Here is a 24,143-nt window from a genome sequence, read left to right as displayed (position 1 = left end):
TTTTGAAAGCTTTCGGTGAGAAACTGAAGGCCGCAGGTTCTGCTGTGTATTTTTGGTGGTTTGGTTATGGCTTTTATTTTAGCCAGAGCCCGGGCCGCCCGTAAGATCTTCATCGACCGAATTTAACGAGGAAGGCAGCCCGGCAAGCAACCCAGGCTGCCACCGGACTCAAAAAAGCCCCGACTGGTAGCCCAGCCGGGGCTTTTTTGATTCTGACACAGGGAAACGGGAACACAGACATGAACATGCCGCTGAAATCCGAAACGCTGGGCGAGCAAATCGCAAGTGCCTGCCAGCACCGACAGGAAGCCACACTGCCCACCGCGGGCGAGTTGCGCCAGCAGTTTCCTGCCGGTGAGCACCTGGTTCGGGCCATCGCCAGTTACCGTGAGCAGATCCGCGCCGTACTGCACGGTCAGGACGACCGAACCCTGATTGTGATGGGTCCGTGTTCGATTCACGATGAACAGGCCGCCCTGGATTACGCTACCCGTCTGAAAACCCTGACGGACGAGGTGAGTGATCGCTTCCTGATAGTAATGCGCGCCTACCTGGAAAAACCACGCACCACGGTGGGTTGGAAAGGCCTTTTATACGATCCCGAGCGCACCGGCCAGGGCGACCTGAAGCAGGGCCTGGAACGTTCCCGCAAGCTGTTGCTGGCGCTCTCTGAGCTGGGTTTGCCGCTGGCGACGGAAGCCCTGAGCCCGTTCATGATGGATTACCTGGGTGACCTGGTGAGCTGGACCGCCATCGGTGCCCGCACCACCGAATCCCAGATCCACCGGGAAATGGTCAGCGGCCTGCCCATGCCCACGGGCTTCAAAAACGGCACCGATGGCGGCATTACCGTGGCCAGCCATGCCATGAAGTCTGCCTCGCACCCGCACCACCATATGGGCATCTCCCACAGCGGCGCGCCGGTGATGATCTCCACCGCCGGCAACCCGGACACCCACCTGGTGCTGCGCGGTGGCCGGGGCGTAACCAACTACGATGAACTGAGTATTGCCAAGGCGGTGGCAGAACTGGAGAAAGCCGGCGTGTCGACGGCAGTGATGGTGGACTGCAGCCACGACAACGCCTGCAAACAGGCCGAGCGGCAAGTCGACATTGCCCGTGAGGTACTGGCCCAGAAACGCAGCGGCAACCGGCACATCAAGGGCCTGATGCTGGAGAGCTTCCTGGAATTCGGCCGGCAGGATGACGGTGAAGAGCTGATCTACGGCTGCTCGATTACCGATCCGTGCCTGGGCTGGGAGCAGACGGAGGCTCTGATCCGCTCACTGTAGACAGCAACAGCTGCCCGGCCAACAATACCAGGATGCCCCCCATGGCCCGGTCGAGCCAGTGTCCGAACCGGTTAAAGCCCCGGCGGACACGGGGGTGGGTAAAGAATATCGCGACCAGGGCAAACCAGAGGCCGGTGGCAAAAGCCATATAAAGGCCGTAGCCCGCCTGCAGCAGCACCGGGGTGCCGGGGTTAATGATGACCGAGAATAGAGATACGAAAAACAGTGTGGCCTTGGGGTTCAGCACGTTGGTCAGGAAGCCGAGCCGGAACGCCGCCCAACCGGTTTGCTCGTTGCTACCCCTGGCATCCACATGAATGCCGCCGGGTTTTGCTCGCAGGCAATGCCAGGCAATCCACAACAGGTACAGGGCACCCACCACCTTCAGTACGGTGAACAGCATCACCGACTGCTGAATAATGAAACCAATGCCCAACAACGAATAACCCACATGCAGCAAGATACCAATGCCAATGCCGGCGGCGCTCAGCAAGGCATTACGTCGGGACTGGGTGAGCGCCTGGCGCAAAACGATCGCGAAATCCGGGCCCGGGCTTGCCACCGCAAGTAAGTGAACCAGTGCCACGGTCATAAATTCCAGCCAGTAATTCTGCACCTGAGATCTCCGGGTATTGTCATTGCCAGACGAACGTACTGAAGGTAAACCTGCAAACTGCTGAGGATTTTTTGCCGGTTTCACCTGTCAGGCAATGATAAGGTTTCTATACTTTCAGTTTAACTGCCGAATTCTAGCTTACCGGGAGGCAAAATGAACAAACGTGAAGTGGATGTGGCCATTATCGGTGCCGGGACTGCCGGTATGGTGGCGTACCAGCGGGTTCGTAAAGCCACCGACAATGTGGTTTTGATCGAGGGAGAACGGTACGGCACCACCTGCGCGCGGGTGGGCTGCATGCCCAGCAAACTGTTGATTGCCGCTGCTGAAAGAGCCCACGACCTGAAAACCGCCGATGAGTTCGGTGTGCTGGCGGGTGATGTACGGATTGATGGCCGGCTGGTGATGGAGCGGGTGCGGGCAGAGCGGGACAAGTTTGTGGCACCGGTGGTTCGGTCCATGGAAAAACTGCCGGAGGAACACCGATTGATGGGCCATGCCCGGTTTGTCGACAGCCACCGGCTGGTGGTTGGCGAGCATACCGAGGTGCACGCCGATCGCATCATCATTGCCACCGGCTCCCGACCTAACGTGCCGGGCATCCTGAAAGAAGCCAAGGACCGGTTAATCGTTAACGACGATGTGTTTGACTGGCAGGACCTGCCGGAATCTGTAGCGGTATTCGGCCCTGGTGTCATCGGCCTGGAATTGGGCCAGGCACTGAGCCGGCTGGGCGTGCGGGTTCGGCTGTTTGGGGTCAGCGGTGGTATTGGCGGCCTGCGGGACGAGAAAATCCGTGACTATGCGAAGGGCGTGTTTGGTGAAGAACTGGCATTGAGCCTGAAGGCGGAGACTCGTCGGGTCGAGCGCACGGGTGAAGGCGTTCACATCACCTGGCTTGAGAATGGCGAGGAGCATCAGGAAACCTTTGGCTACCTGCTGGCGGCCACAGGTCGTCGCCCCAATGTGGATAACCTGGATATCCAGAATGCCGGCATTGAGTTGGACGACCGGGGCATGCCGGAGTTTGATCCCTTCACACTGCGCTGTGGCGACAGCCATATTTTTATTGCGGGTGATGTGAATAACCACCGGCCCTTACTGCATGAAGCGGCAGATGAAGGCCGTATCGCCGGGGATAACGCCGCGGCCTGGCCCGATGTACGCACCGGCTTGCGCAAGACGCCGTTGGCCGTGGTGTTCTCAGACCCACAGATTGCCTCGGTCGGGCTGACCATTCATCAGGTGGACGAGAAGTGCCAGGGCTGCTTTGCAGTCGGGGAGGTCAGCTTTGAGGACCAGGGCCGTAGCAAAGTGATTGGCAGGAATCGTGGTTTACTGCGTGTGTATGGTGAGCATGGCAGCGGTTTGTTCATGGGCGCGGAAATGTTCGGGCCGGCGGCGGAGCACATTGCCCACCTGTTGGCCTGGTGTGCCCAGAAGCGCATGACAGTCAGTGAAATGCTGGAAATGCCTTTCTACCACCCGGTGTCTCAACAGAAACCTCAGGCTGGGGCCGGAACCCGCTGAGGGTTGTATGGATTGCGGGCCCGGCGTCTGAGCCGGCCCGCTTCTGTTATATCCGTAATTGATCTGAATCAGCCGTTTCAGGGTGTGTTGTGCCGTACGATCAAAGGCCTGGCGGTTGCATTCCGCTGATACCGTGCCCATATTTTCTCATGGAAGAAGTAGGCAACGGTGTTGATGGTCGGCTCAACCATGGCGATCAGGCTGCCGATCAAAATGTCGCCGGTCAGGAGATAGGCTACGGAGAACGCCACCACGAAGTGTGTGATTGCAAAGGTGATAGTTTTTAACAGTGACTGGTCACCGTTGGCGCTGTGGTTGTGAACGAACAGTTTCAGTGCGCTCATGATCAACTCCGTTTTCGTATGGTCTATGAACGTATTGAAGACCAAACGAGAATTATTTCCAAATAGATCTTGTGATTGTCGCCGATAGCATCGCCCTATGGATTTCTGGTTTTTAATATAATCTTATGCTATTGCAAGTATTGAAGAACTAAACTTCAGCTATGGCCGACGACTGAGTAGAGTGGTCGGCAGATAAACCCCAACGCGAATCAGGAGGTTCAATATGGGTAAGAACTTTATTGGTCTGGACACGGAAAAGACCCAGAAACTGGCAGACTCGCTTAATGAGTTGCTGTCCAACTACCAGATCTTTTACATGAACGTTCGTGGCTATCACTGGAACATCAAGGGCGACAATTTCTTTGAGCTGCACGCCAAGTTTGAAGAGCTCTATGACGATCTTTTGCTGAAGATTGATGAGATCGCCGAGCGTGTTCTGACCCTGGGCCACCGCCCGGCGCACGCTTACAGTACCTACATTGAGAAATCCGATGTGCCCGAGCGAAAGGATGTGTCTGATGGCAAAGAAGCTGTGGGCAACATCGTAGAGAGCTTCGGGAAATTGATCGCCAAGCAGCGTGATCTGCTCAATCTGGCCGGCGAGGCTCAAGACGAAGGCACCGTTGCCCTGATGAGTGATTATATCTCCCAGCAGGAAAAAACGGTGTGGATGTACCGGAGTTACCTTGGTCAGTAGATTGTCATAATACGTCCGTAAGGGCACGTGGTGGTATCAGGCCGCCACGTGCCTTTCATTAATATGTCATTGCCCTGTCTTATTTCCTTCCCGATCCTGTAACAGCGGTGAAATAGGTTTCTTTGCTACCGAGTTAGTTTTCTAACAAAGCAAAGGAGCGTTCCGTGCAAAACCCAAAAACCATTTTCAAACCATCACTGCTGGCTATCAGTGTCTCGGCTGTCTTGTTGAGCGGCTGCCTGTCATCCGATAACGACAACACTCCGCCAGTAGAGGCACCCCCTGCAGTCACCGGCCTGACTCTCGAATTCGTAGGGCGATATAGCTCCGGTGTGTTTGGTGAAAGCGCTGCAGAAATCACCGGGTATGACGCCGACAGCCGCAGAGCGTTTGTCGTGAACGCCCAGGAAGGGTCATTGAACGTGTTGGATATGAGTGATCCATCAACACCAACGCTGATTGATACCCTGACGGTTGGTGACATTGCTGATGATGCGGTTGTTAACAGTGTCGCGGTCCGTAACGGACTCGTTGCCGTCGCGATCGAGTCTTCACCGAAGACTGAACCGGGATTCGCTGCCATATACGATGCTGCGACACTGTCCCTGCGCGGCTTTGCAGAGGTTGGTGCTCAGCCGGATATGCTGACGTTCACTCCTGATGGCAAATACCTTCTGGTAGCCAATGAGGGCGAGCCTAGTGACGACTACCAGATTGATCCGGAAGGCTCTGTTTCAGTCATTGATGTGACTGACCCTGACAACCTGCAGGTCAGGACGGCAGACTTTACCGCCTTCAAGAGTCAGAGAGCGCAGCTGGTGGCGGATGGTGTTCGGGTATTCGGGCCGGGTGCCAGTGTTGCCCAGGATATGGAGCCGGAGTACATCACCGTGAGCGCCGACAGCACCACTGCATGGGTGGCGTTGCAGGAGAACAACGCACTCGCGAAAGTGGACATCGCCTCGGCCACCATCACTGAGATCCTGCCGCTGGGCTACAAGGATCATGGTGCTGAAGGTCAGGGTCTGGATGCCAGCGATAGCAACAATGCCATCGACATCAAACCCTGGCCGGGGATTCTCGGTATGTACCATCCGGATGCCATCGCCAGCTTCAGTAACAACGGCGAGACATACATCCTGACCGCCAACGAGGGCGATGCCCGAGCCTGGGGTGAGGATAACCCAGCCTATTGGGGGCCTGAAGATTCGGAAGACCCTGCCTTTGGTGGTGATGCCAATCAGGGCTTTGTCGAGGAAATACGATTCAAGCACTTGTTCCACAAGAACGGTTTTGAGCGCCGCCTGGGTGATGACATGCCGCCACAGCTCTATGCCCTGGCCAAAGGCGCACTGTTGAATCCCGAGGTGTTCGACTACTGCGGAGCCAGTGCCGGTGAGCCGGGCGGCTGCCGGGAAGATGAACAGTTGGGCCGACTCACGGTGACCTGGACCATGGGCTACCGCACCGATGAAAACGGTGACCCTGTGATGTTCAATACCTCCGGTGTTGAGGACCCTGCAGGTGACCGGCTGATGTATGACGAGGTATACGCATTCGGTGGCCGTTCCATGGCGATCTGGTCCGCTGATGGTGATCTGGTGTGGGATTCCGGCGACATGGTTGAGCAGTATCTGGCCAGTGATGCCTGCCTTGCCGGGTCGCAGCGAGATATCCCCTGCGCGGAGTTCTTCAACTCGAACCACAGTGCTGGCGATTCGTTCCTGAACCGCTCGGATAACAAGGGGCCAGAGCCGGAAGCGGTAACATCAGCCACCTTTGGTGATCGTACGTTTGCTTTCCTTGGTCTTGAGCGTATGGGTGGTGTCATGGTGTTTGACATCACCAATCCGCAGTCGCCGTCGATTGTGGACTACCTCAACACCCGAGAGGAATGGGTGTTGGACCCGGAAACCAACCTGGCTATCGCCGGTGACCTGGGGATTGAGGACATCACTGTGATACCCGCGAACCAGTCACCAAATGGCGACGTGCTCTTGCTTACCGGTAATGAAGTGAGTGGCACAACTGCTGTGTATAAGGTGGTCCTGCAATACGCCGAGTAATCCGCCAAAGCAGTCTGTTAAAACAACCCCGCCGTGAGGCGGGGTTTGTCTTTGGTGCGCCAGGCATGGCGCGTAGCGCCTTGACGGGCGCTGTTCCGGTACAGGTGGTGCTGGCCGGATGACTTGGGGGTGCAAGTCCCCTGTGGGCCCGGCAAGGGGAACCACTAGCCGGACGGCAAGGGTGTCCACCGCGAGGTGGAATCTGAAGGAAGCCGCAGGCAAAGCACTGGCCCGACGAACAGGAATCGCATACGAGGCGGTCACACCGGGCAAGGCGGCCAATATCGTCAAAGCCCGATACTTGCACGGAAGGTGTGGACGTAAATGCGGCGGGCATAAGTGTGAAGGTCACGCGTCTTACCCTGGGAAGTCTGGTTCTCTGCCTTTGTGCTACTTACCCCGCGAGGGGTGGGGATGGGGAGCCAGAACTCAGCCGAGGTCATAGTAGGTGCGTCACCGCGTACTGAAGGACTGAACATGGTTGGCCGCCAGTAGGCGGTGAGTTCTCGTGAAGTGCTTATGAAGACAGAAGCGACCCGGATGGGTCAGGGCATTCAGGAAGGGGTCGGGCGGAACCCGGCAGGTACTGAAGTCCGTGTCGAGGCAGACGCGGGGGCTCACTCGTGGACGAACGCGGAGCCGAATGCGCTGATGGAACAGGTGCTTGAGCGCCCGAACCTGATGCGAGCGTATCAGCGGGTGGTGTCCAACAAGGGAGCCGCCGGTGTCGATCAGATGCCGGTAACCGCCCTTAAGCGCCACCTGCAACAGCACTGGCCAACGCTGCGTGAGCGACTGTTGGCCGGAAATTACCATCCTCAACCGGTCCGCCGGGTCAGCATCCCCAAGCCGCAAGGCGGCGAACGGATACTGGGTATACCGACGGTGCAGGATCGCCTGATCCAACAGGCGCTTCACCAAACGCTAAGCCCAACGCTGGAGACGACCTTCTCGGATCACAGCTATGGGTTCCGCCCTGGTCGAAGTGCCCACCAGGCGGTCAAGGCGATGCAACGGCACATCAATGACGGCCACCGCTGGGTGGTCGATCTGGATCTGGCCCAGTTCTTTGACCGGGTCAACCACGATGTGCTGATGGGCCTGCTGGCTCGTCGCATCACCGACCGACGGATACTCACCCTGATCCGACGTTACCTGCAAGCCGGCATGCTCGAAGGTGGACTGGTCAGCCCGAGACGGGAAGGCACGCCGCAAGGTGGCCCCTCTCGCCCTTGCTCTCCAATGTGCTCCTGACCGAGCTGGACCGGGAGCTGGAGCGCCGGGGCCACCGGTTCTGCCGATATGCGGACGACTGCAACATCTACGTGAGCAGCAAAAGAGCCGGCGAAAGGGTCATGACCAGTATCACCCACTTCCTGGAAGCGCGGCTGCGCCTGAAAGTGAACACAGACAAGAGTGCGGTGGACCGCCCCTGGCGCCGAAGCTTTCTGGGGTACAGCGTAAGCTGGCATCAAGGGCAGGTAAGGTTGAGAGTTGCACCGAAGAGCCTGAAGGCCTTCATGACCAAGCTGCGTCCGCTGCTTAAGCGATCTCGCGGGCAGTCGCTGACGACAACTATCCAGAAGTTGAACCCGGTTCTCCGAGGCTGGGCGAATTACTATCGCCTAACGGTCTCGAAACGCTCGGTGGAGGCACTGGATGGCTGGCTACGGCGGCGACTTCGCCTGATTCTATGGCAGCAATGGAAGCGGGCCCACACCCGGGCGCGCAATCTGATGCGGCTCGGTCTGACGGAGCAACGGGCTTGGATGAGCGCAACGAATGGCCGTGGTCCCTGGTGGAACAGTGGCGCGTCTCACATGAACGCGGCGCTGCCCAAGAAGGTGTTCAATGGCCTGTCTCTGGTAAGCTTGCTGGATACGATGGTTCGGCTTCAGAGCCAACCGTGAACCGCCGTGGTACGGAACCGTATGCCCGGTGGTGTGAGAGGACGGGGGAGGCAACTCCCCCTCCTACTCGATTGCATCGCAACCCTTTGCTGAAAGTCAGGTTTCACACAACTGACATATATAGTTAACAAATCGTTCATAAACCATCGCCATAGTGACATCACGAAATTCAACACCGATCAAGAATGATCACTGATGGAGAAGAACGTAATGAAAAAGCAATTGCTGGCACTGGCTATCGGTTCCATGGTTGTCGCGCCGTCTGTGGCGATGGCAGACAAGGGCCCGACTGTTTACGGTAAAGTGAATGTTTCCTATGAGAACCAGGATCGTGATCGCGCCTCTTTCTCTAACGATGCCTGGCGTTTGCAGAGCAACAATTCCCGTCTTGGCGTAAAAGGTGAACTGGACCTGAACATTGAAGACGTGGTTGCTGTTTACCAGGCGGAATACCAGATCAACGTTGATGATGGCGGAACACCTTTCAGCCAGCGCAACATTTTTGGTGGTTTCAAACACGCCAACGCGGGCACACTGATCGCCGGTAACTTTGACACCCCGCTCAAGCGCGCCGAGATGAGCGTTGACCAGTTCAACGATACCCTGGGCGACATCGATTTCCTGATGGCCGGCCAGCTGCGTGCAACCAACATCATTCAGTACAGCACCCCGAAACTGGCAGACATGCTGACCCTGAATGTTGCGTTTATTCCGGGCGAAGAGTTTGATAACGTTGCTAACCCGGATGCCAATGACGGCCCAGCAGATGCGATTTCCGCCTCACTGACGTTCCAGAAAGACATCTTCTACGGTGCGATTGCCTACGATTCTGAAACGACTACTCGTACCCGTGGTAGCAGCACTCCCCGCCGTTTTGTGGATTCTGACGGCGGTGCACAGGATCCGCAGAACGATATCCTTCGTTTTGTGGCGGGCGTCAACACCAGCGCATTTGAAGCCGGTTTCCTGTACCAGTTGGCTGAAGGCGCCAACAACAACATGGAAGACACCAGCTACCTGGTTAGCGGTGCGTTTAAGACCGGCAATCTGAAGCTGAAGGCCCAGTATGGTCTGACCGAGGGTGATCTGACAGACGAAGAGCGCAGCTTGTGGGCGCTGGGTGCTGATTACAAGGTTGGCAAAAACAGCAAGGTGTATGCGGTCCTGACCGAGGTAGAGGAAGACCTGAGCGAAGACAAAGACACCACCTTCGGTATCGGCTTCGATCACAAGTTCTCCATGTAATACCCTTTTCATGTCGCGTCACTTCGCCGGGCCCCGCAAGGGCCCGGCTTTTTGCGTTTCAGCCGGCGGCTTTAAGTGGCGGCACATCCTGATGCAGGAACCATTTTTCGGTCACTACCTTTCGGGTAAACCAGTGCGAGCGCATTAACGTGCTGGCGACGGGCTGCTTCAGCCATTCCGGCAGTTGCCAGCCAGCTGCCTGCTCACTGGCACGGTTGCCAAAGCGTTCCGCAATGCGCTCACCGTAGCGCTGTAGCGCGGCGGCAGAAAAATCTGTGGCGTTAAGAATCACCTCGGCCGCCATCAAGGCGGATTCAATGGCAGGGCGGATACCCTCACCGCTCTGAGTGTAAGCCAGGCCCGCTGCATCTCCGATCAGCAATACGCCGTCGTCTACCAGTGGCCGATCGGCATGGGCGTACAACAGGTAGGCATGGCCTTTGAATCGCCCCGGCAGGTCTGCGGGGATTCGCCCGTCGTGCTTCATATCGTCTACGAATGCCTCCAGGTGATCCGTTAGCCGGTGGTTGTCTTCCCGCCCCAGGCCAATGTTCAGGAAATTACCTTTGCGGAATACCCAGGCATAACCTTTGAGGTCCCGGCAGAACCAGAGCTCCGGGGCATCCCCCCGGGCTTCACAGGCATCGGCCTGTTCCTGTGTCATCTCAAATTCCACTTCCTTGGCGGCGACTACCGTTTCGTGTTTGCCCGGGCCGTTGCCCAGCAGTCTGGCAACCGGGCAGAAGTGCCCCCCGGCGCCGATCAGAAGTGGGGCCTGCCACTGCTCGTTGATCACCCAGTTGCCATTGTTCCGGACGATGGATTTGACCGGTGTCGCCAGTTGTTTCGGAGCGTTCACACGGTCGAGCAGAAAAGCGTCGAATTCACAGCGGCGTATGCCATAACTAACAATGCTATGGTGGTCATTCTCGACGGCAGGCTGCCCCATCATGCCGATGCGGAAACGACGAATGGGCTGAAGGGTTCGGCCATTGGCGTAATCCGTTGGGTCGATTTCAAGGCTTTCCATAACGGCAGGCGTTACCCAGCCGGCGCAGGTTTTGTCCCGGGGGAACCTGGCTTTGTCGATGACCAGCACATTCTTCCCGGCCTCCTCCAAACTGCGTGCCAGGGTGGAACCGGCGGGGCCGGCACCTACGATAATCGCGTCGTAGTATTCCATCAGCTGCCCTCCGGTGTTGCTGGGAAGGCATACAGGTCCTGCCGGCTCTGGGGCAACTGATTGTTATCACCATGGGTGAACACCACCTGGAACAGCTGCAGCGACCCGGCCCGGAATGCCGCAATCGAGCCCGCCAGATAAAGTCGCCAGGCGCGGGTGAAGTGTTCGTCGTACATCTCGGTAACGCGCTCGGCATTGGCCTCGAAGCGCTCCGCCCAGTGGCTCAGGGTCTGGGCATAGTGCAGCCGCAGGTTCTCCACATCCAGCACCGAGAAGTCGCCGTGCTCACAGATTTCCATAAACTCGCCGATACTGGGAGGGTAGGCGCCGGGAAAGATCCGCTTCTCTATCCAGGCATTCATCAGCATGGGCCGGTTGCGCCCGATACTGTGGAGCAGAGCTATGCCGTTGGGGTTCAGGCTGCGCTTGATCAGCTCCGACAGGGCTCGGTAGTTTTCCTTGCCAACGTGCTCCAGCATGCCAACCGAGACGAATGCGTCGTACTGGCCGGTGATGTTGCGGTAGTCGTCCTCCACATAGGTAATAAGACCATCGAGCCCTTGGCGTTCAGATTCGGCCTGGGCGTATGCCAGTTGTTCACGGGATATGTTGTAGGAGTGAACTTTCACGCCGTAGTTGCGCGCCATATAACGGGCCAGGCCGCCCCAGCCACAGCCGGCTTCCACCACCGTCATGCCGGGCGTCAGGCGCAGCTTTCGGCACACATGCTCCAGTTTGGCCAGTTGTGCCTGCTCCAGTGTGTTACCGGGGTGCTCGTAATAGGCACAGGTGTACTGCATTTCTGCGTTGTCCAGCCAGAGTTGGTAAAACTCGTTGCCCAGGTCGTAGTGGTGGTGAATGTTTTCCTTGGCCTCGGAAATGCCGGTTGCCCTGGGGTTATGATTCCGCCACAGCGCGTCCAGCCATTTTGGCCATTTCTGCCGGGCGGCATGCACAGAACGGTAGAGGGTTTCCATAAGGTCCGGCAGCTCGCCGTCCACCTCCAGGCGGCCAGCACTGTAGAGGTCGCCGAAGGCCAGGTTGGGGTTGGCAACGAGGGAGTAGAGTGCCTTGTGATCCTTAAGATGCAAGGTGAAGCGGGCCGGGCCTTGCTCTGGCTCGATGACCTCGCCATTCCATAGCTGGAAGCGTATGGCGGGTGAGCCGGCCATTCGCATCAACTTGGCGATCAGCCAGCGTTCATAGCTGTGTGGTTCCCGATCAGCCTGACTGTTTTCCAATGGCAGGCTAAGAACATGCGCTTTGGTGTTGCTGTCAGAATAGTCCGTCTTTGGAGCTGTGCCCTGTGCCATGAAACTTCTCTCCCTTCGCGTTAATTCTCCGGCGTTTTCCCGAATGCATCACTGAGAGTCGCGTTTCTTGCTTAGTATAGAAAATGATCAGGGTTTGTCAGGTTTGGCTGCAAAAAGGACAGGAGGCAGGGGCGGGTTGCTTACCCGACCCTGCCTGAAAAGGTCAGTAAGTGGAGCTCATGCCGAACCATTCCGGGAAGATGACGATCAGCGCCAGCACCAGAATCTGGATCAGTATGAATGGCACAATGCCTTTGTAGATATCGATCGTTCGGACATTCGGTGGTGCCACCCCCTTAAGGTAGAATAGTGAGAACCCGAAGGGTGGTGTCAGGAAACTGGTTTGCAGGTTCATGGCCACCAGAATGGCAAACCAGAGCATGTTAATGCCCAGGGCTTCGGCTACCGGCGCCAGGATGGGCACGATGATGAAGGAAATCTCCACGAAGTCGATGAAGAAACCAAGAATCAGGATGACCAGCATGGCCAGAATGATGAAGCCCCACTGCTCGCCCGGCAGCATTAGCAGCCATTCCTCCAGCAGATAGTCGCCGCCGGTGTAACTGAACACCATGGAGAAGGCCGTGGCTCCAATCAGAATGGCGAAGACCATCGCAGTAACGCTGACCGTGTCCTTCGCCGCATCCCAGACCATCTTGAACGAGAACTGACGGTAGATCAGCGCCAGTACCACCGCGCCGATACCGCCCAGCGCGGAGGATTCGGTGGGGGTGGCAATGCCGGTGAAGATGGAACCAAGCACCACGATGATCAATGCCAGTGGCGGAATGATGGCCAGCAGGGCATCCCGGATTTCCTTACCCCGGCTTACGCCGTCATCATCCTTGGGCATTGCAGGTGCGGTCTGCGGCTTTAACCGGGTAAGGATAAGTATGTAAACGATGTACAGGCCGATAAGAAGCACGCCAGGTCCCACGGCAGCCCGGAACAGGTCGCCAACCGGCAGCCCAAGTACATCACCCAGAATGATCAGAATGATGGAGGGGGGAACTATCTGGCCCAGAGTGCCAGAAGCGCAAATGGTGCCGGTTGCCAGCCGTTTGTCGTATTTGTGCGCGAGCATGACCGGGAGTGATATCAGGCCCATGGCCACAACGCTGGCGCCAACCACGCCGGTCGAAGCGGCCAGCAGCGCGCCCACAAGAATGGTGGAAATAGCCAAGCCACCCGGCAAACCGCCAAACAGACGACCCATGGAGGTGAGCAGTTGCTCAGCCAATTTGGTGCGTTGCAGTACTACCCCCATAAATATGAACAAGGGCACCGCCATCAGTACCGTATTCTGCATCACACTCATGATGCGGTACGGCATGAAGGCAAACAGGTCCATGCCCTCGGCATAGATGCCGAACACCAGGGCCACACCACCAAACGTAAAGGCCACGGGGAAACCGAACATCAGCATGATCAGGGCCACGCCGAACATAATCATGCCGATCATGCCAGGCCCCCCGCGCTATGCTCGCCCACGTATTCTTTCTCGCCCGACAGTACCCGGATGGCGTAGGTCACCATATTCAGGCCGGCGGTGGCCATGAATACAGCACTCAGTGGTATCACCGCTTTGATCACCCAGCGGTGGGGCAGCCCGCCCGGGTCACCACTGCCTTCGCCCATCTGGTACGCGTCGACGGCGAAGCTGTAACCGTAGGTGCCGATCAGATAAGCAAAGGGAATGACAAAAATCAGGGCGCCGAGAATGTTTACCCAGGCTTTGGTCTTGTTACTCCAGCGGGTATAGAACACGTCCACCCGAACGTGGCCGTCTGTGCGCAGTGCGTAAGGAATTCCCAGCAGGAAAACCACGGAGTAAAGGTGCCATTCCATTTCCTGCATGGCGATGGACACATCGTTGAAGACGTAACGGGACACCACGTCGTAAAACACGTTCACGGCCATCAGGATCATGGCCAGGCAGGCAATCACGCCGCACAGTTTCGAGAGCCATGCCAGGCTCTTGTCGAGTTTGATTATCCAGTGCATGGAACTTCTTCCTCCGCAAAGCGGATGCGTGTCTGTGAAACGAAAAAACCGGGATCACTGCGTTGAGCGATCCCGGCTCTGTTACTTCTGAACCTCAGTTTACTCGACTTCGGCCATGGTATTCAGGTACGCCCGTTCAGAAATGTCTGTGTAGGCTCGGCTCTGGCGCAGGTAGTTCTCCTGGGATTCAACAATCCGTGCAGACAGGTCGTTGCGCTCGGCAGCTTCCTTCAGCAGTTTTTTGTTGGCGTCGTACATGGCCTGGAAGATGTCTTCCGGGAACTGCTTGATCTGAACGTTCGGATACTGCTCTTTGATGTTGGCCCAGGCTTCGGCGTTGGCGTGCTGGGAGTGAACCAGCATGTCGTAGGACGCGGTGCGCATGGCAACTCGCATGATCTCCTGCAGATCCGCCGGCAGGCGTTCCCATACACGCTTGTTGACCAGGAACTGCAGCTCGGTGGCCGGTTCGTGCCAGCCGGTGTAGTAGTAATCGGCGATCTGCTGGAAGCCAAGACGCAGATCCAGTGCCGGACCTACCCATTCAACGGCATCAATGGTGTTGCGCTCAAGGGCTGTATACAGCTCGCCCGGGGCAATGTTGGTGGGGTTAACGCCAACCTCCGCAAACACCTCACCAGCGAAGCCCGGAATGCGCATTTTCAGGCCTTTCAGGTCGTCCAGGGATTTGATTTCCTTGCGGAACCAGCCGCCCATCTGAACGCCGGTGTTACCGCCGGGGAACGACAGCATGTTGTGGGGCTCATACACTTCCTGCATCAGCTCCATACCACCGCCGTGATAGAACCAGGCATACTGCTCCATGGCATTCATGCCAAAAGGCATGCTGGTGAAAAACAGGGTTTCGGGTACTTTGCCCTTCCAGTAATAGGACGCCGAATGGCCCAGGTCATACTGGCCGGCCTTGACCATGTCAAACACGCCCAGTGGCGCCTTGTGCTTGTTGGCGGAATCAATACGGACGGTCAGCCTGCCGTTGGACATTTTTTCAACGGTTTCAGCAAAGCGTTTGGTGGTGTCGCCAAAAATCGGGAAGTTAGGGCCCCAGGTTTCGGCCATTTTGAGGGTGAATTTGTCTTGTGCGAGCGCCTGAGTGGCGGCAAAGGTAGTTGCCACAGCCAGCACAGCCGCGGAAAGAACAGAACGGATCTTCATTGCTCTTCTATCCTCTGGTTTTATTGTATTTGTCGTTTTCGATGGACCCGGTTCCCGGTAGGACACCACCGTCCAGACAGTCTAGTTCAGATTAGCAACTACCGCAGTCGTTCTATCGCAAAAAATAGGCTTTGTACGACATAGGTCTAAGGTCGTCGGGTGTTGAGAAGCTCACACATCCTGCATGCGGCCGATCTGGCTGGCCATGCGCATGGCCTCGTGTTCCTCAAGGGATTTCAGGTCTTCTAACAGGGATTTGGCCTCGGGAATCTCGGCTTTACCGATCAGGTTGTCATACAGGTTCATTACCTGGTCGTGGAAATCGAAAATCTCACGGGCAATGCCGGCAAAATCCAGATCGTTGTAGTGCGTGTCGCAGGTGCGTTCATTCTCGATAGGTTTGTGCACGCCATAGTCGTAAAGGCGGGTGTTCATGGCTTTCGAATCGGCCTGCTTTTCATATTCTTCCACGGCTTTTGCCAGTAGTTGCTCGTGACGACTTATGTAATCAAGCAGGGCACTGGCTCGCTCATCTTTATTCAAGGCGGCAGATTCGTGCAGGCAGCGGCCCAAATGGGCGTGCAGTTGCCGGGTCCAGTCGATCAGGTCGGCAAAGGTTTTGATTTCCATACAGGTAAACTCCCTTCAAAATGAAGTGGTTCAACAATTTTCTGTAAGTCTAGACGATATTTTCCACCTTCCATGTTGGCGGTCTTTTGATCGGGATCAGGAGCTTGATGAATCCTTCAGAACCTTTTCGTTTTTTGCTGACCCGGCTGACGGAAGATTACCTGTTATTGGCGTTGGTGCTGTCGCTTTTGCCCTTGTTGTGGTTCACCTCGCCAGAGCTGAATGAGTTGGTTGAACTGGTTCATTGGCAAACTCTGGCAGCGTTGACCGGGTTCCTGGTACTGAGTCGAGGGCTGGAAGACAGCGGAGCCCTGGCGCTTGCCGGGGTCTGGCTGGTAGCGCGATTCCGCACCGAACGTGCCCTGGCTCTGGCGTTGGTGGGCTTTTCAATGGTGTTGTCGGCGGTGGTCACCAACGACGTTACCCTGTTCATTGTGGTGCCGCTGACCGTAGCACTGTCGTCGGTTGTCAAAATTCCTCTGGGCCGGCTGGTGATCTTCCAGGCCCTGGCGGTGAATGTGGGCTCGGCACTGACCCCCATCGGTAACCCCCAGAACCTGTTTATCTGGCAAACCTGGGAGTTGGGGTTCATCGAATTTGTCAGCGCGATGCTGCCGCTGGTGCTTTTGTTGTCGTTGTCGCTGGGGTTGGCGACAGCCCTGGCGTTTCCATCGAGGCCTGTCTGCGTCAGCCTGGTGGCCAGGCTGGCTAAACCAAGGCTGTTGTTGGTGTCTGGCCTCTTGTACCCGGCGTTCATTCTGGCGGCTGAGGCGGGTGGCGTAATCGCCGCCGCGCTGGTGATATTGGTGTTGTATGGGCTGGTATACCGGTCGGTCCTGCGGGGTGTCGACTGGTTGCTGCTGTTAGTGTTCCTGCTGATGTTTGTGAACCTCGGGTTGTTGGCCACCTTGCCAGCGGCTCATGCTTTTGTGGAGTGGTTGCTGGCCATGCCCGGAGGGGTGCTGACTGCCTCTGTCCTGATGTCCCAGGTGATGTCGAACGTTCCTGCGGCGATTTTTCTCGCGCCGTTCACCGATGATTGGCAAGCGTTAGCCTGGGGTGTGTCCGTGGGCGGGTTCGGCCTGGCTATCGGGTCGCTGGCCAACCTGATCGCCTTGCGGCTGGCTCGGGTGCAGGGCTTGTGGTTGGCGTTCCATGTCTGGTCCATGCCGGCACTTGCTTTGGGAGTTCTGTCAGCGGTTTTCCTGATCGGGCCCGGCTGATCGCCGCGTCGAAATCATTCTTGAGGGCGCTCCGTCGCACTGACCGTTAGGGTGGCCGGTGTCACGCGGTTGGCGCGCCATTGCCGGTAATAAGCCAGGGCTGGCTTCTCGATGCCGTAGTGCAGGACGGCGGCCAGGGCAATCGCCACCGCCAGTGCCAGCACCACCCCCAGTTGTCCCGGAAGGCCCGCCTGATAGGCCAGGTTGATCAGCCCATAGCCAATGTTCTGATGAACCAGGTACAGCGTATAGGAAATGCTTCCCAGCCAGAGCAGGCTTGGGCGTGACAGGACATTCAGGTAGCCTGCGACCGCCAGCGCGAAAATGCCGTAGCAGGCCAGCACGAAGATATTGAACGGCGCTTTGTAGGCGACCAGACAATGGCCGATGCTCAGGACCAGCAGTACAGTGTCGATGGCGGGTAAGCGCCGGTCACGGTAGATCTGGTAAATCAGCATACCGCTGATAAACAGTGGCGCGTAGCGCACGAACAGAAGGTCTTTGAGCAGAAAGTCCAGGGCATCCGGAATGGCCTTCCACCAGATAACGCCGGCATAACTGACCAGCACCCAGGCCCAGAGTACCGTCCGAATCCTGCGCCAATCGCCAGAGTATACGATTGCCTTTCCGGCCACTGACGTTTCGTTCATGGTGATTCGCCCGATCCGGAGTACACTTGAGGATACGATGAGTGAATGCAGTAATCAGGGAGCGAGCAGGTCATGACAGTAGAGCTGGGTGTTATTGAAGGTTTCTATGGCCCAATGTGGAGTTGGGCAGAGCGGGGGCGACTGATGACCTCGCTGGCCGCACATGGTTACAGCTTCTACCTGTACGCCCCGAAGGCGGACTCCTACCTGCGCCGTCGCTGGCAGGAATCCCATCCGGCAGACCAGGCGGCCGAGCTGGAGGCTTTTGCCCGTTTGTGCCGCCGTGAGGGGGTACGTTTCGGGGTAGGCCTGAGCCCGTTCGAGATTTTCAACCGGTTTGATGACGCCGCCCGGGAAGCGCTGGCAGCCAAGCTCCGGATGCTAGACCGGGTGGGGATTCAGGAGTTGGCCATCCTGTTTGATGACATGCGCTCTGAAGTGCCGGAGCTGGCCCGCACCCAGGCCGAGATTGTCCGCTGGATTCGGGATAACACCAAGGCCACCACCATTAGCATGTGCCCCACCTACTATTCCGACGATCCGGTGCTCGACCGGGTATTTGGTGAGCGCCCCGCGGATTACCTGGAAACCCTGGGCGCGGAATTGCCAAAAGACGTGCGGGTGTTCTGGACCGGAGAGGAAGTCTGTTCCCGGGAGATTTCACCGGGTCACCTGAAGCGGGTGGGCGATCGCCTGGGCCGCAAACCGGTGCTGTGGGATAACTACCCGGTGAATGATGGTGACCGGATGTCCCGGCATCTGCACCTGCGGGCCTTTACCGGCCGCCCCGCGAACAATGCAGCACATCTGGCCGGCCACGCCATCAATCCGGCATTACAGCCGGCGTTGACGGCGATACCCGCGCTCACCCTCGCGGAATCTTACCGGCAGGGGCCGAACTATCAGTATGGCCAGGCGTTTCATCATGCCGCCCGGGAACTGTTGGGGGTAGACCTTGCCAATCAGCTTCAAACCGATCTGCTGGTGCTGCAGGATGCCGGGCTGGAGCGGATCAGTGACGAAAAGAGGCAGGCACTGATCCACACCTACGATGCTTTTGATCACCCGGCCGCCAACGAGATCCTGCGCTGGCTGGCCGGTGACTATCAGGTGACGGACGAGATGGTGCAAACCCAGTAGCCGGGTATTACTCCAGGTAATAGTCGACGGTGGACACCACCCGCACAGTTTTCACCGGCTGCTGTTGCTCAGAAATCCCCGGTGCCTGGTCCCGGGCCAGAATCTGGAACACCCCCTGATTGGCCCGGCGCAAACCGCCAACACTGGCGTTGGCATCCCGGGCGAACTGCTGGGCAGCTTCCCGCGCGGAGGCGGTGGCTTCGGCGATCATCGCCGGCTTGATGTCGTTCAGGCCACTGAACAGGTAAGTGGGGCCGCCGGGGCCGTAGTCGGTGGTTAGCAGTACGCCGGAATCCACCAGTTCACTGACGTTTTGGGCCGCCTGGCGAATGCGGTCTATCTGGGTGCTGCGCACCATTAAGGTCTGGTTGATGATGAACTTCTGTTCGCCCTCGCCCTGATAGGGGTTGGCGCGGGTGTCGGTGACATCCAGCCGTTGCAGCTCAACGGCATTTTTGTCGATCGCCTGTAACTCCAGAAACGCATAGATGGCTTCGCGGCTACTGCGTGCTCTTTCCTGGGCTTGTTCCAGGGTGTTACCCGTGGCTACAAAACGGATCGGCCAGAGTGCCAGATCGGCCTGCACCTCCCGCTCGGCCACGCCTTTGACGGTGACGTATCGGTCCGACGTTTTCAGGCCGGTGAGCCCTTCTTTCAACAACGATGCAGAGAGAATAAGGCTTATGCCCAGGATAATGGCAACAACAACTTTCATGGTTCAGTCCCTTGTGTGAATCAACGTGCCTATTCTGTGATGCACTGGATCTCTGGTCCACTGCTAAAACGTTCCCGCATGGCGTTCTGCTGCCGATCCGTGTCCCGGAATTCCGGCGGCAGAGGTTGGATCAGATACAGGTAATCGCCCTTGTCGAGGTTGCCGGCCAACGGTGCTTGTCGTTCCTCGTCTGGCCAGAACACCGGGCTGATCACCACCACAGAAAGCTCCGGCGCCTGTTGTTTGAGCAACGCCACGGTGCCCAGCCCCTGCTCACTGTGGAAGGTGCCTGTCAGGTGCACTACCTGGTGGTCCGGGTGTTGTTGATGGGCTTGCAGGATGCGCATGGCCATGGTGTTGTCGCGCAGTAGTTGGGCGTTGTAGGTGTTATCCATGCGCTCGGCCATGGAGGGATCGCCCTGGCCGTGGCTGCCGCTGATGGCCTCGACAAACTTTTCCCGGTAGGCGGGGGTGTCCCGGAACGGCTGCTCAGGCAGCGTTTGCCGCTGGTCGGTGGGCAAACGTTCGAGATAGCCCGGGCCGGTGCGGCCCACACAGCGGACCACATCGGCAGGGGCATTGGCGGCAACAACGGGAAGATCATGGCGCCGGGCAAATTCCACCAGCGGCCGGTAAGAAGCCCGGTAGTTGTCCCAGGCATTGGCGTCTTCGATCATTTCGGTTTCGCCGGTGATGCCCGCCAGATAACTGTCCAGCGCCGGCTGATAATCCAGGTTGAACTGCTCCAGGGTCAGCACCTGGCGCGGACGCTGTTGGTAAAGCCGTTGCTGTAACCGGGCCTGCAGAAGGTGTGAGGCCTGGTGGCCATGATATTCGCCAATCACCACCACATCGGTGCTGGCCAGTGCGCGGGCCAGACTGTCGATAGTGACCGGCTGGCTTGATTGGCTGTCGAACAGTACGCTGTCATACAGGGTTTGTGGTTGCGCTGGCTCTGTGCCGGACGGTTTGGGCAGCTGGGCACAACCGGTTGTCAGCGCCAGGCTGAACGCCAGAACAGGGGTACGAAAGCGTTTGGGTGCGGCCATGGGCAATGCTCAGTCAGGTTTGTCGGTGCGCCGTTCCCGCCAGTCTTCGCCCAGTCTCTGCTCGACGTATTCGCGGATAAACTGGCGGACTTTCTGTGACGGAGTGACATCCTCTGCTTTGCACAGTTTCTCGAAGGCGGCCTTTTTCTCGGGGTCGATCAGCAGTGTCAGTCGGGCGGTGCGGTTTTCTTTGGGCATTGTCATGGCGCTCATTTATGTTAATCAGGTTAACATTGAATGTAATCGTCATGAGCATATAATGACTAAGCTATCGCCGCAACCGGGAAGTGCCTCATGTCGCACCGCGCTCATCTGTTTTCTCTGAGGATTGCCCACGCCTTCCGTGAAGCCTGTGTGGATGAGCGTTACACCGGCGGCCGCTTCCTGAAAGACCTGATGGCCGGCGTCACTGTCGGTATTATTGCCATCCCCCTGGCCATGGCGCTGGCCATTGCCAGTGGCGTTGCCCCCCAGTATGGCCTGTATACCGCTTTTATCGCCGGCTTTGTGATCGCCCTGTTTGGCGGCAGCCGGTACAGCATCTCCGGCCCCACGGCGGCGTTCGTGGTTATTCTGTACCCCATTGCCCAAAGCTACGGCCTGGGTGGCCTGCTGCTGGCCACGCTGATGTCCGGGGTGTTGCTGGTGATTATGGCGGTGATGCGCCTGGGCCGTTTTATCGAGTATATCCCGGAATCCGTCACCCTGGGGTTCACCGGCGGTATTGCGGTGGTGATCGCCACCCTGCAGGTGAAAGACTTTTTCGGCCTGTCGGTAGAGACCATGCCGGAGTATTACTGGGACAAGCTGGCGGTGCTGGCCCAGCAGTTACCGGCGCTGGATTCCATGAGCACGCTGATCGCCGCCATTACCCTGGCGGTTATGTTGCTCTGGCCCAGGCTGAAAACGCCGGTGCCGCCGCATTTGCCTGCGGTGATTATCGGCAGCCTGCTGGCGATCTGGTTCAATGCCAATGGGGCTGCGATAGAAACCATCGGTTCCCGGTTCAGTTACCTGTTGCCCGATGGCAGTACCGGAGCCGGCATTCCCCCCTTCCTTCCCGAATTTGCCTGGCCCTGGCAGCAACTGAATGCCCAGGGCGAGCCGGTAGGCCTGTCCTGGAATATGGTGCGCGAGTTGCTGCCGGCGGCCTTTGCCATTGCCATGCTCGGGGCCATTGAATCCTTGCTGTGTGCTGTGGTGCTGGATGGCATGACTGGCAAGCGCCACAGCGCCAACAGCGAACTGATGGGGCAGGGCATCGGCAACATTGTGGTGCCGTTTTTCGGCGGTATTACCGCCACCGCCGCCATTGCCCGCTCAGCTGCCAACTATCGGGCCGGGGCCCAGTCACCGGTGGCCGCCATGGTGCATGCCCTGGTGGTGTTGCTGGCGCTGGTGTCACTGGCGGGCATTCTGGCTTACCTGCCCATGCCGGCCATGGCTGCGCTGCTGATCATGGTAGCCTGGAACATGAGCGAGGCCCCCAAGGCCGTGCATTTGCTGAAAACCGCACCGCGCAGCGATGTGCTGGTGTTTTTGACCTGTTTTGGTCTGACCGTCGCGTTGGACATGGTCATTGCCATTACTACCGGTGTGTTACTGGCGGCCGTGCTGTTCATGCGTGAAATGGCTCAGATGACCAAGGTGACAGACATCAGCGATAACAAACGGGTAGTGCAGGCCGGGCTGCCGAAAGGCTGGCGGGTATTCAAGATCAACGGCCCGCTGTTCTTTGCTGCCGCTGACCGGGTTTTTGGTGAGCTGGCGGATTTGTCCCGGGAAACCCGCGGCTTTGTGTTGTATATGGATGGCGTGACCGTGCTGGATGCCGGCGGCCTGGCGGCGTTGAACAAACTGATTGACCAGTGCCGGAAAAACGGCACCGAAATCATGATCGCTGACCTTCAGTTTCAGCCCCTCCGGGCCTTGGCTCGGGCAGGGCTGAAGCCGGAACCCGGCGTCAGCAGTTTTTATCCATCGCTGGCCTCGGCTCTTGAAACCCTCAGTGCCCGCCGCAGTGCCCCGCAGATGGTCTGATCCGCTTACAGCGGCCAGTGCAACTGCAGGTTGCCGCCGCCAAACCCGAATTTGTGCAGGTAGAAGGTGGGGTTCAGGGTTAATACGGCCTGGTTGCTGGCGCTCAGTCGGGTTTCAAGAGGCACGGCCAGCTTGCCGGTAAAGCCGGTGTGCCGGCGTTGTTCCTCCTCCTGTTCAAACGTTTGCCGGATCTCGGGCGCACTCAGATAAATGCCCGGGCTGATGCTGGTGTTCTGGCTGGCGCTCAGGGTGATCTCGGCAAAGACCGTGGGTTCCCGGCGCCGAATACGTCCCTCATCGTTCAGCTCTCGGCCGAAATATCCGGTTTCGTCCAGTTGCAGCCAGGCCACTCCAACCGTGGGGGAGAGGCGGTGCGGCACCAGGGTGGCGGAGCCCCGGGCCTTCAGGTGATCCCGCTCGAATCCGGTGGCCCTGTTTTCATCGCTCCGCTGTAGCGTGTAATCTCGCCGTGTGCGCTCACCTTCCAGGTGCAACCCGATCAGCCAGTCTCCGGTTTGCTGACGGTGGCTGATGGCCCCGCGCTGGGTTTCGTTGCTGACGGCCAGTTCCTGGCGCTGGCTGATGAACCGGGAATCGGGGGACAGGTTTAGCGATACTGTCGTACCCTCCACGGCAGAGGATCCTTGGTGATGCCACTGCAGAAAATAGGACTGCGGCTTTTTGCTGAATCGGTCGGCGGTATCGGTTTTTTCGTTGAAGTAGTAATCCGGTAGTATCACAGAGGCGTGCAGCCAGCTCTGGCTGTCGAGGTGATGGCGCGCGCTAAGATAAATGTCCGATTCCGCTTTGTCGGAGAACACATCGCCTTGCAGCCACACTTCTGTGCGCTTGCCAATGCTCTGGCGGAAGCCTACCAACTGCCGCTGATAGGGACCGTCCAGATCCTCCGCCCGCTGGATATCGAGCAGAAAGCCGTTCTGATCATCGCGAAACCCGAAATCCTGGCGGTAGCGGAAGTCGAAATACAGCCGGCGGCTGCTGACACTGCCGCCGGTACCACGGACGCCGTTGTCCATGGCGGTCGGTAACGCCTGACGGTGATCAAACGTCAGCTCGTGAAGGAAGCGCTCGGTGTCATAGGCTTCATCCCGGCCCAGTACCACTGCATCGGACCTCCAGGGTTGCGGGATATGAGCATTGCTGGCGCTTGCGGTGCCGGAGAGGGTGATTGCCAGTGCCAGGATCATCCGACGGGAGGCAGGGCTTCGGGTTGAAGTTGTTGTCATGGATTGAGGTCACCTTCCTGACAGGCTTTGTTCTATCCTATGTCCAACACTGATGATTCGCAAAAAAGGACCC

At 57.9% G+C, this 24,143-nt stretch carries 20 protein-coding genes and 2 pseudogenes; 9 read left to right on the top strand and 13 right to left on the bottom strand.

Annotated features, from left to right (window positions below; translation table 11 throughout):
* Positions 1-239 precede the first annotated feature (239 nt).
* A complete protein-coding gene (locus RVM24_RS14190) occupies positions 240-1,292 on the top strand; it encodes a 3-deoxy-7-phosphoheptulonate synthase (RefSeq protein WP_431474268.1) in 1,053 nt (350 codons plus the stop codon).
* On the opposite strand, the gene RVM24_RS14185 is transcribed toward RVM24_RS14190, so the two are convergent.
* Positions 1,237-1,908 (bottom strand): LysE family translocator, encoded by a 672-nt coding sequence (locus tag RVM24_RS14185; RefSeq protein WP_319635215.1) that lies wholly within the window; start codon positions 1,906-1,908, stop codon positions 1,237-1,239. The two genes, RVM24_RS14190 and RVM24_RS14185, sit on opposite strands and share 56 nt — an antisense overlap.
* 153 nt (positions 1,909-2,061) lie before the next feature.
* Here RVM24_RS14185 and RVM24_RS14180 point away from each other — a divergent pair.
* Positions 2,062-3,469, top strand: a pseudogene (locus RVM24_RS14180) (dihydrolipoyl dehydrogenase).
* Positions 3,470-3,515: 46 nt separating this feature from the next.
* On the opposite strand, the gene RVM24_RS14175 reads toward RVM24_RS14180, so the two are convergent.
* A complete protein-coding gene (locus tag RVM24_RS14175) occupies positions 3,516-3,782 on the bottom strand; it encodes a DUF2061 domain-containing protein (RefSeq protein ID WP_197463799.1) in 267 nt (88 codons plus the stop codon).
* 223 nt (positions 3,783-4,005) lie between these two features.
* Between RVM24_RS14175 and RVM24_RS14170 the strand changes: the two genes are divergently transcribed.
* The 4 genes and pseudogenes from RVM24_RS14170 (at position 4,006) to RVM24_RS14155 (ending at position 9,700) form a co-directional block, all read left to right on the top strand.
* Positions 4,006-4,479 (top strand): Dps family protein, encoded by a 474-nt coding sequence (locus RVM24_RS14170; protein WP_072676187.1) that lies wholly within the window; start codon positions 4,006-4,008, stop codon positions 4,477-4,479.
* Between the two features lie 164 nt (positions 4,480-4,643).
* Complete coding sequence (locus tag RVM24_RS14165) at positions 4,644-6,545, top strand: choice-of-anchor I family protein (RefSeq protein ID WP_431474267.1); 1,902 nt, start codon at positions 4,644-4,646, stop codon at positions 6,543-6,545.
* 540 nt (positions 6,546-7,085) lie between these two features.
* Positions 7,086-8,455, top strand: a pseudogene (gene ltrA / locus RVM24_RS14160) (group II intron reverse transcriptase/maturase).
* Between the two features lie 210 nt (positions 8,456-8,665).
* Positions 8,666-9,700 carry a porin gene (locus tag RVM24_RS14155; RefSeq protein WP_152439201.1) on the top strand — a complete coding sequence of 345 codons (1,035 nt, stop codon included), beginning with the start codon at positions 8,666-8,668 and terminating at the stop codon, positions 9,698-9,700.
* A gap of 58 nt (positions 9,701-9,758) precedes the next feature.
* Here RVM24_RS14155 and RVM24_RS14150 read toward each other — a convergent pair whose 3' ends face one another.
* The 6 genes from RVM24_RS14150 to RVM24_RS14125 all read right to left on the bottom strand — a co-directional run bounded on the left by RVM24_RS14150 (position 9,759) and on the right by RVM24_RS14125 (position 16,006).
* Positions 9,759-10,883, bottom strand: a complete 1,125-nt coding sequence (locus RVM24_RS14150; RefSeq protein ID WP_374813767.1) for an NAD(P)/FAD-dependent oxidoreductase — start codon at positions 10,881-10,883, stop codon at positions 9,759-9,761.
* A complete protein-coding gene (locus RVM24_RS14145) occupies positions 10,883-12,196 on the bottom strand; it encodes a class I SAM-dependent methyltransferase (protein ID WP_431474266.1) in 1,314 nt (437 codons plus the stop codon). Before RVM24_RS14145 ends, RVM24_RS14150 begins: the two co-directional genes overlap by 1 nt.
* A 163-nt stretch (positions 12,197-12,359) precedes the next feature.
* Complete coding sequence (locus RVM24_RS14140) at positions 12,360-13,658, bottom strand: TRAP transporter large permease (RefSeq protein WP_058092422.1); 1,299 nt, start codon at positions 13,656-13,658, stop codon at positions 12,360-12,362.
* A complete protein-coding gene (locus tag RVM24_RS14135; RefSeq protein WP_058092423.1) occupies positions 13,655-14,200 on the bottom strand; it encodes a TRAP transporter small permease subunit in 546 nt (181 codons plus the stop codon). The genes RVM24_RS14140 and RVM24_RS14135 overlap by 4 nt, the downstream gene beginning before the upstream one ends.
* Before the next feature lie 99 nt (positions 14,201-14,299).
* The gene (locus RVM24_RS14130; RefSeq protein ID WP_431474265.1) at positions 14,300-15,376 is read right to left on the bottom strand and encodes a TRAP transporter substrate-binding protein; all 1,077 of its coding nucleotides are present in this window, start codon (positions 15,374-15,376) and stop codon (positions 14,300-14,302) included.
* A gap of 171 nt (positions 15,377-15,547) precedes the next feature.
* The gene (locus RVM24_RS14125; protein WP_431474264.1) at positions 15,548-16,006 is read right to left on the bottom strand and encodes an ATPase; all 459 of its coding nucleotides are present in this window, start codon (positions 16,004-16,006) and stop codon (positions 15,548-15,550) included.
* A 107-nt stretch (positions 16,007-16,113) separates the two neighbouring features.
* On the opposite strand from RVM24_RS14125, the gene RVM24_RS14120 reads away from it, so the two are divergent.
* Positions 16,114-17,229 carry an SLC13 family permease gene (locus tag RVM24_RS14120; protein WP_431474263.1) on the top strand — a complete coding sequence of 372 codons (1,116 nt, stop codon included), beginning with the start codon at positions 16,114-16,116 and terminating at the stop codon, positions 17,227-17,229.
* Positions 17,230-17,243: 14 nt separating this feature from the next.
* On the opposite strand, the gene RVM24_RS14115 is transcribed toward RVM24_RS14120, so the two are convergent.
* Positions 17,244-17,879: an acyltransferase family protein gene (locus RVM24_RS14115; RefSeq protein ID WP_431474262.1), complete on the bottom strand. Its 636-nt coding sequence runs from the start codon at positions 17,877-17,879 to the stop codon at positions 17,244-17,246.
* A gap of 72 nt (positions 17,880-17,951) precedes the next feature.
* Here RVM24_RS14115 and RVM24_RS14110 point away from each other — a divergent pair, with 72 nt between their 5' ends.
* On the top strand, positions 17,952-19,019 hold the full coding sequence (locus tag RVM24_RS14110; protein ID WP_431474261.1) for a beta-N-acetylglucosaminidase domain-containing protein: 1,068 nt from the start codon (positions 17,952-17,954) through the stop codon (positions 19,017-19,019).
* A gap of 7 nt (positions 19,020-19,026) precedes the next feature.
* Here RVM24_RS14110 and RVM24_RS14105 read toward each other — a convergent pair whose 3' ends face one another.
* From RVM24_RS14105 to RVM24_RS14095, 3 genes are read right to left on the bottom strand one after another with little or no spacing between them, the layout of a single operon-like run.
* Positions 19,027-19,734 carry an SIMPL domain-containing protein gene (locus tag RVM24_RS14105; protein ID WP_058092427.1) on the bottom strand — a complete coding sequence of 236 codons (708 nt, stop codon included), beginning with the start codon at positions 19,732-19,734 and terminating at the stop codon, positions 19,027-19,029.
* A 29-nt stretch (positions 19,735-19,763) separates the two neighbouring features.
* On the bottom strand, positions 19,764-20,783 hold the full coding sequence (locus RVM24_RS14100; protein ID WP_431474260.1) for a ChaN family lipoprotein: 1,020 nt from the start codon (positions 20,781-20,783) through the stop codon (positions 19,764-19,766).
* A 9-nt stretch (positions 20,784-20,792) separates the two neighbouring features.
* On the bottom strand, positions 20,793-20,987 hold the full coding sequence (locus RVM24_RS14095; protein ID WP_431474259.1) for a CopG family transcriptional regulator: 195 nt from the start codon (positions 20,985-20,987) through the stop codon (positions 20,793-20,795).
* A 90-nt stretch (positions 20,988-21,077) separates the two neighbouring features.
* On the opposite strand from RVM24_RS14095, the gene dauA reads away from it, so the two are divergent.
* The gene (dauA, locus tag RVM24_RS14090; RefSeq protein WP_431474258.1) at positions 21,078-22,823 is read left to right on the top strand and encodes a C4-dicarboxylic acid transporter DauA; all 1,746 of its coding nucleotides are present in this window, start codon (positions 21,078-21,080) and stop codon (positions 22,821-22,823) included.
* 5 nt (positions 22,824-22,828) lie between these two features.
* On the opposite strand, the gene RVM24_RS14085 is transcribed toward dauA, so the two are convergent.
* On the bottom strand, positions 22,829-24,070 hold the full coding sequence (locus RVM24_RS14085) for a hypothetical protein (RefSeq protein WP_431474257.1): 1,242 nt from the start codon (positions 24,068-24,070) through the stop codon (positions 22,829-22,831).
* Positions 24,071-24,143: the final 73 nt, after the last annotated feature.

Origin of the sequence: Marinobacter sp. KM021, assembly GCF_050707965.1 — a bacterium.
Classification (GTDB): Bacteria; Pseudomonadota; Gammaproteobacteria; order Pseudomonadales; family Oleiphilaceae; genus Marinobacter; species Marinobacter shengliensis.
The sequence above is the reverse complement of the archived record's forward strand: the minus strand, read 5'-3'. Positions and strand labels throughout refer to the sequence as shown.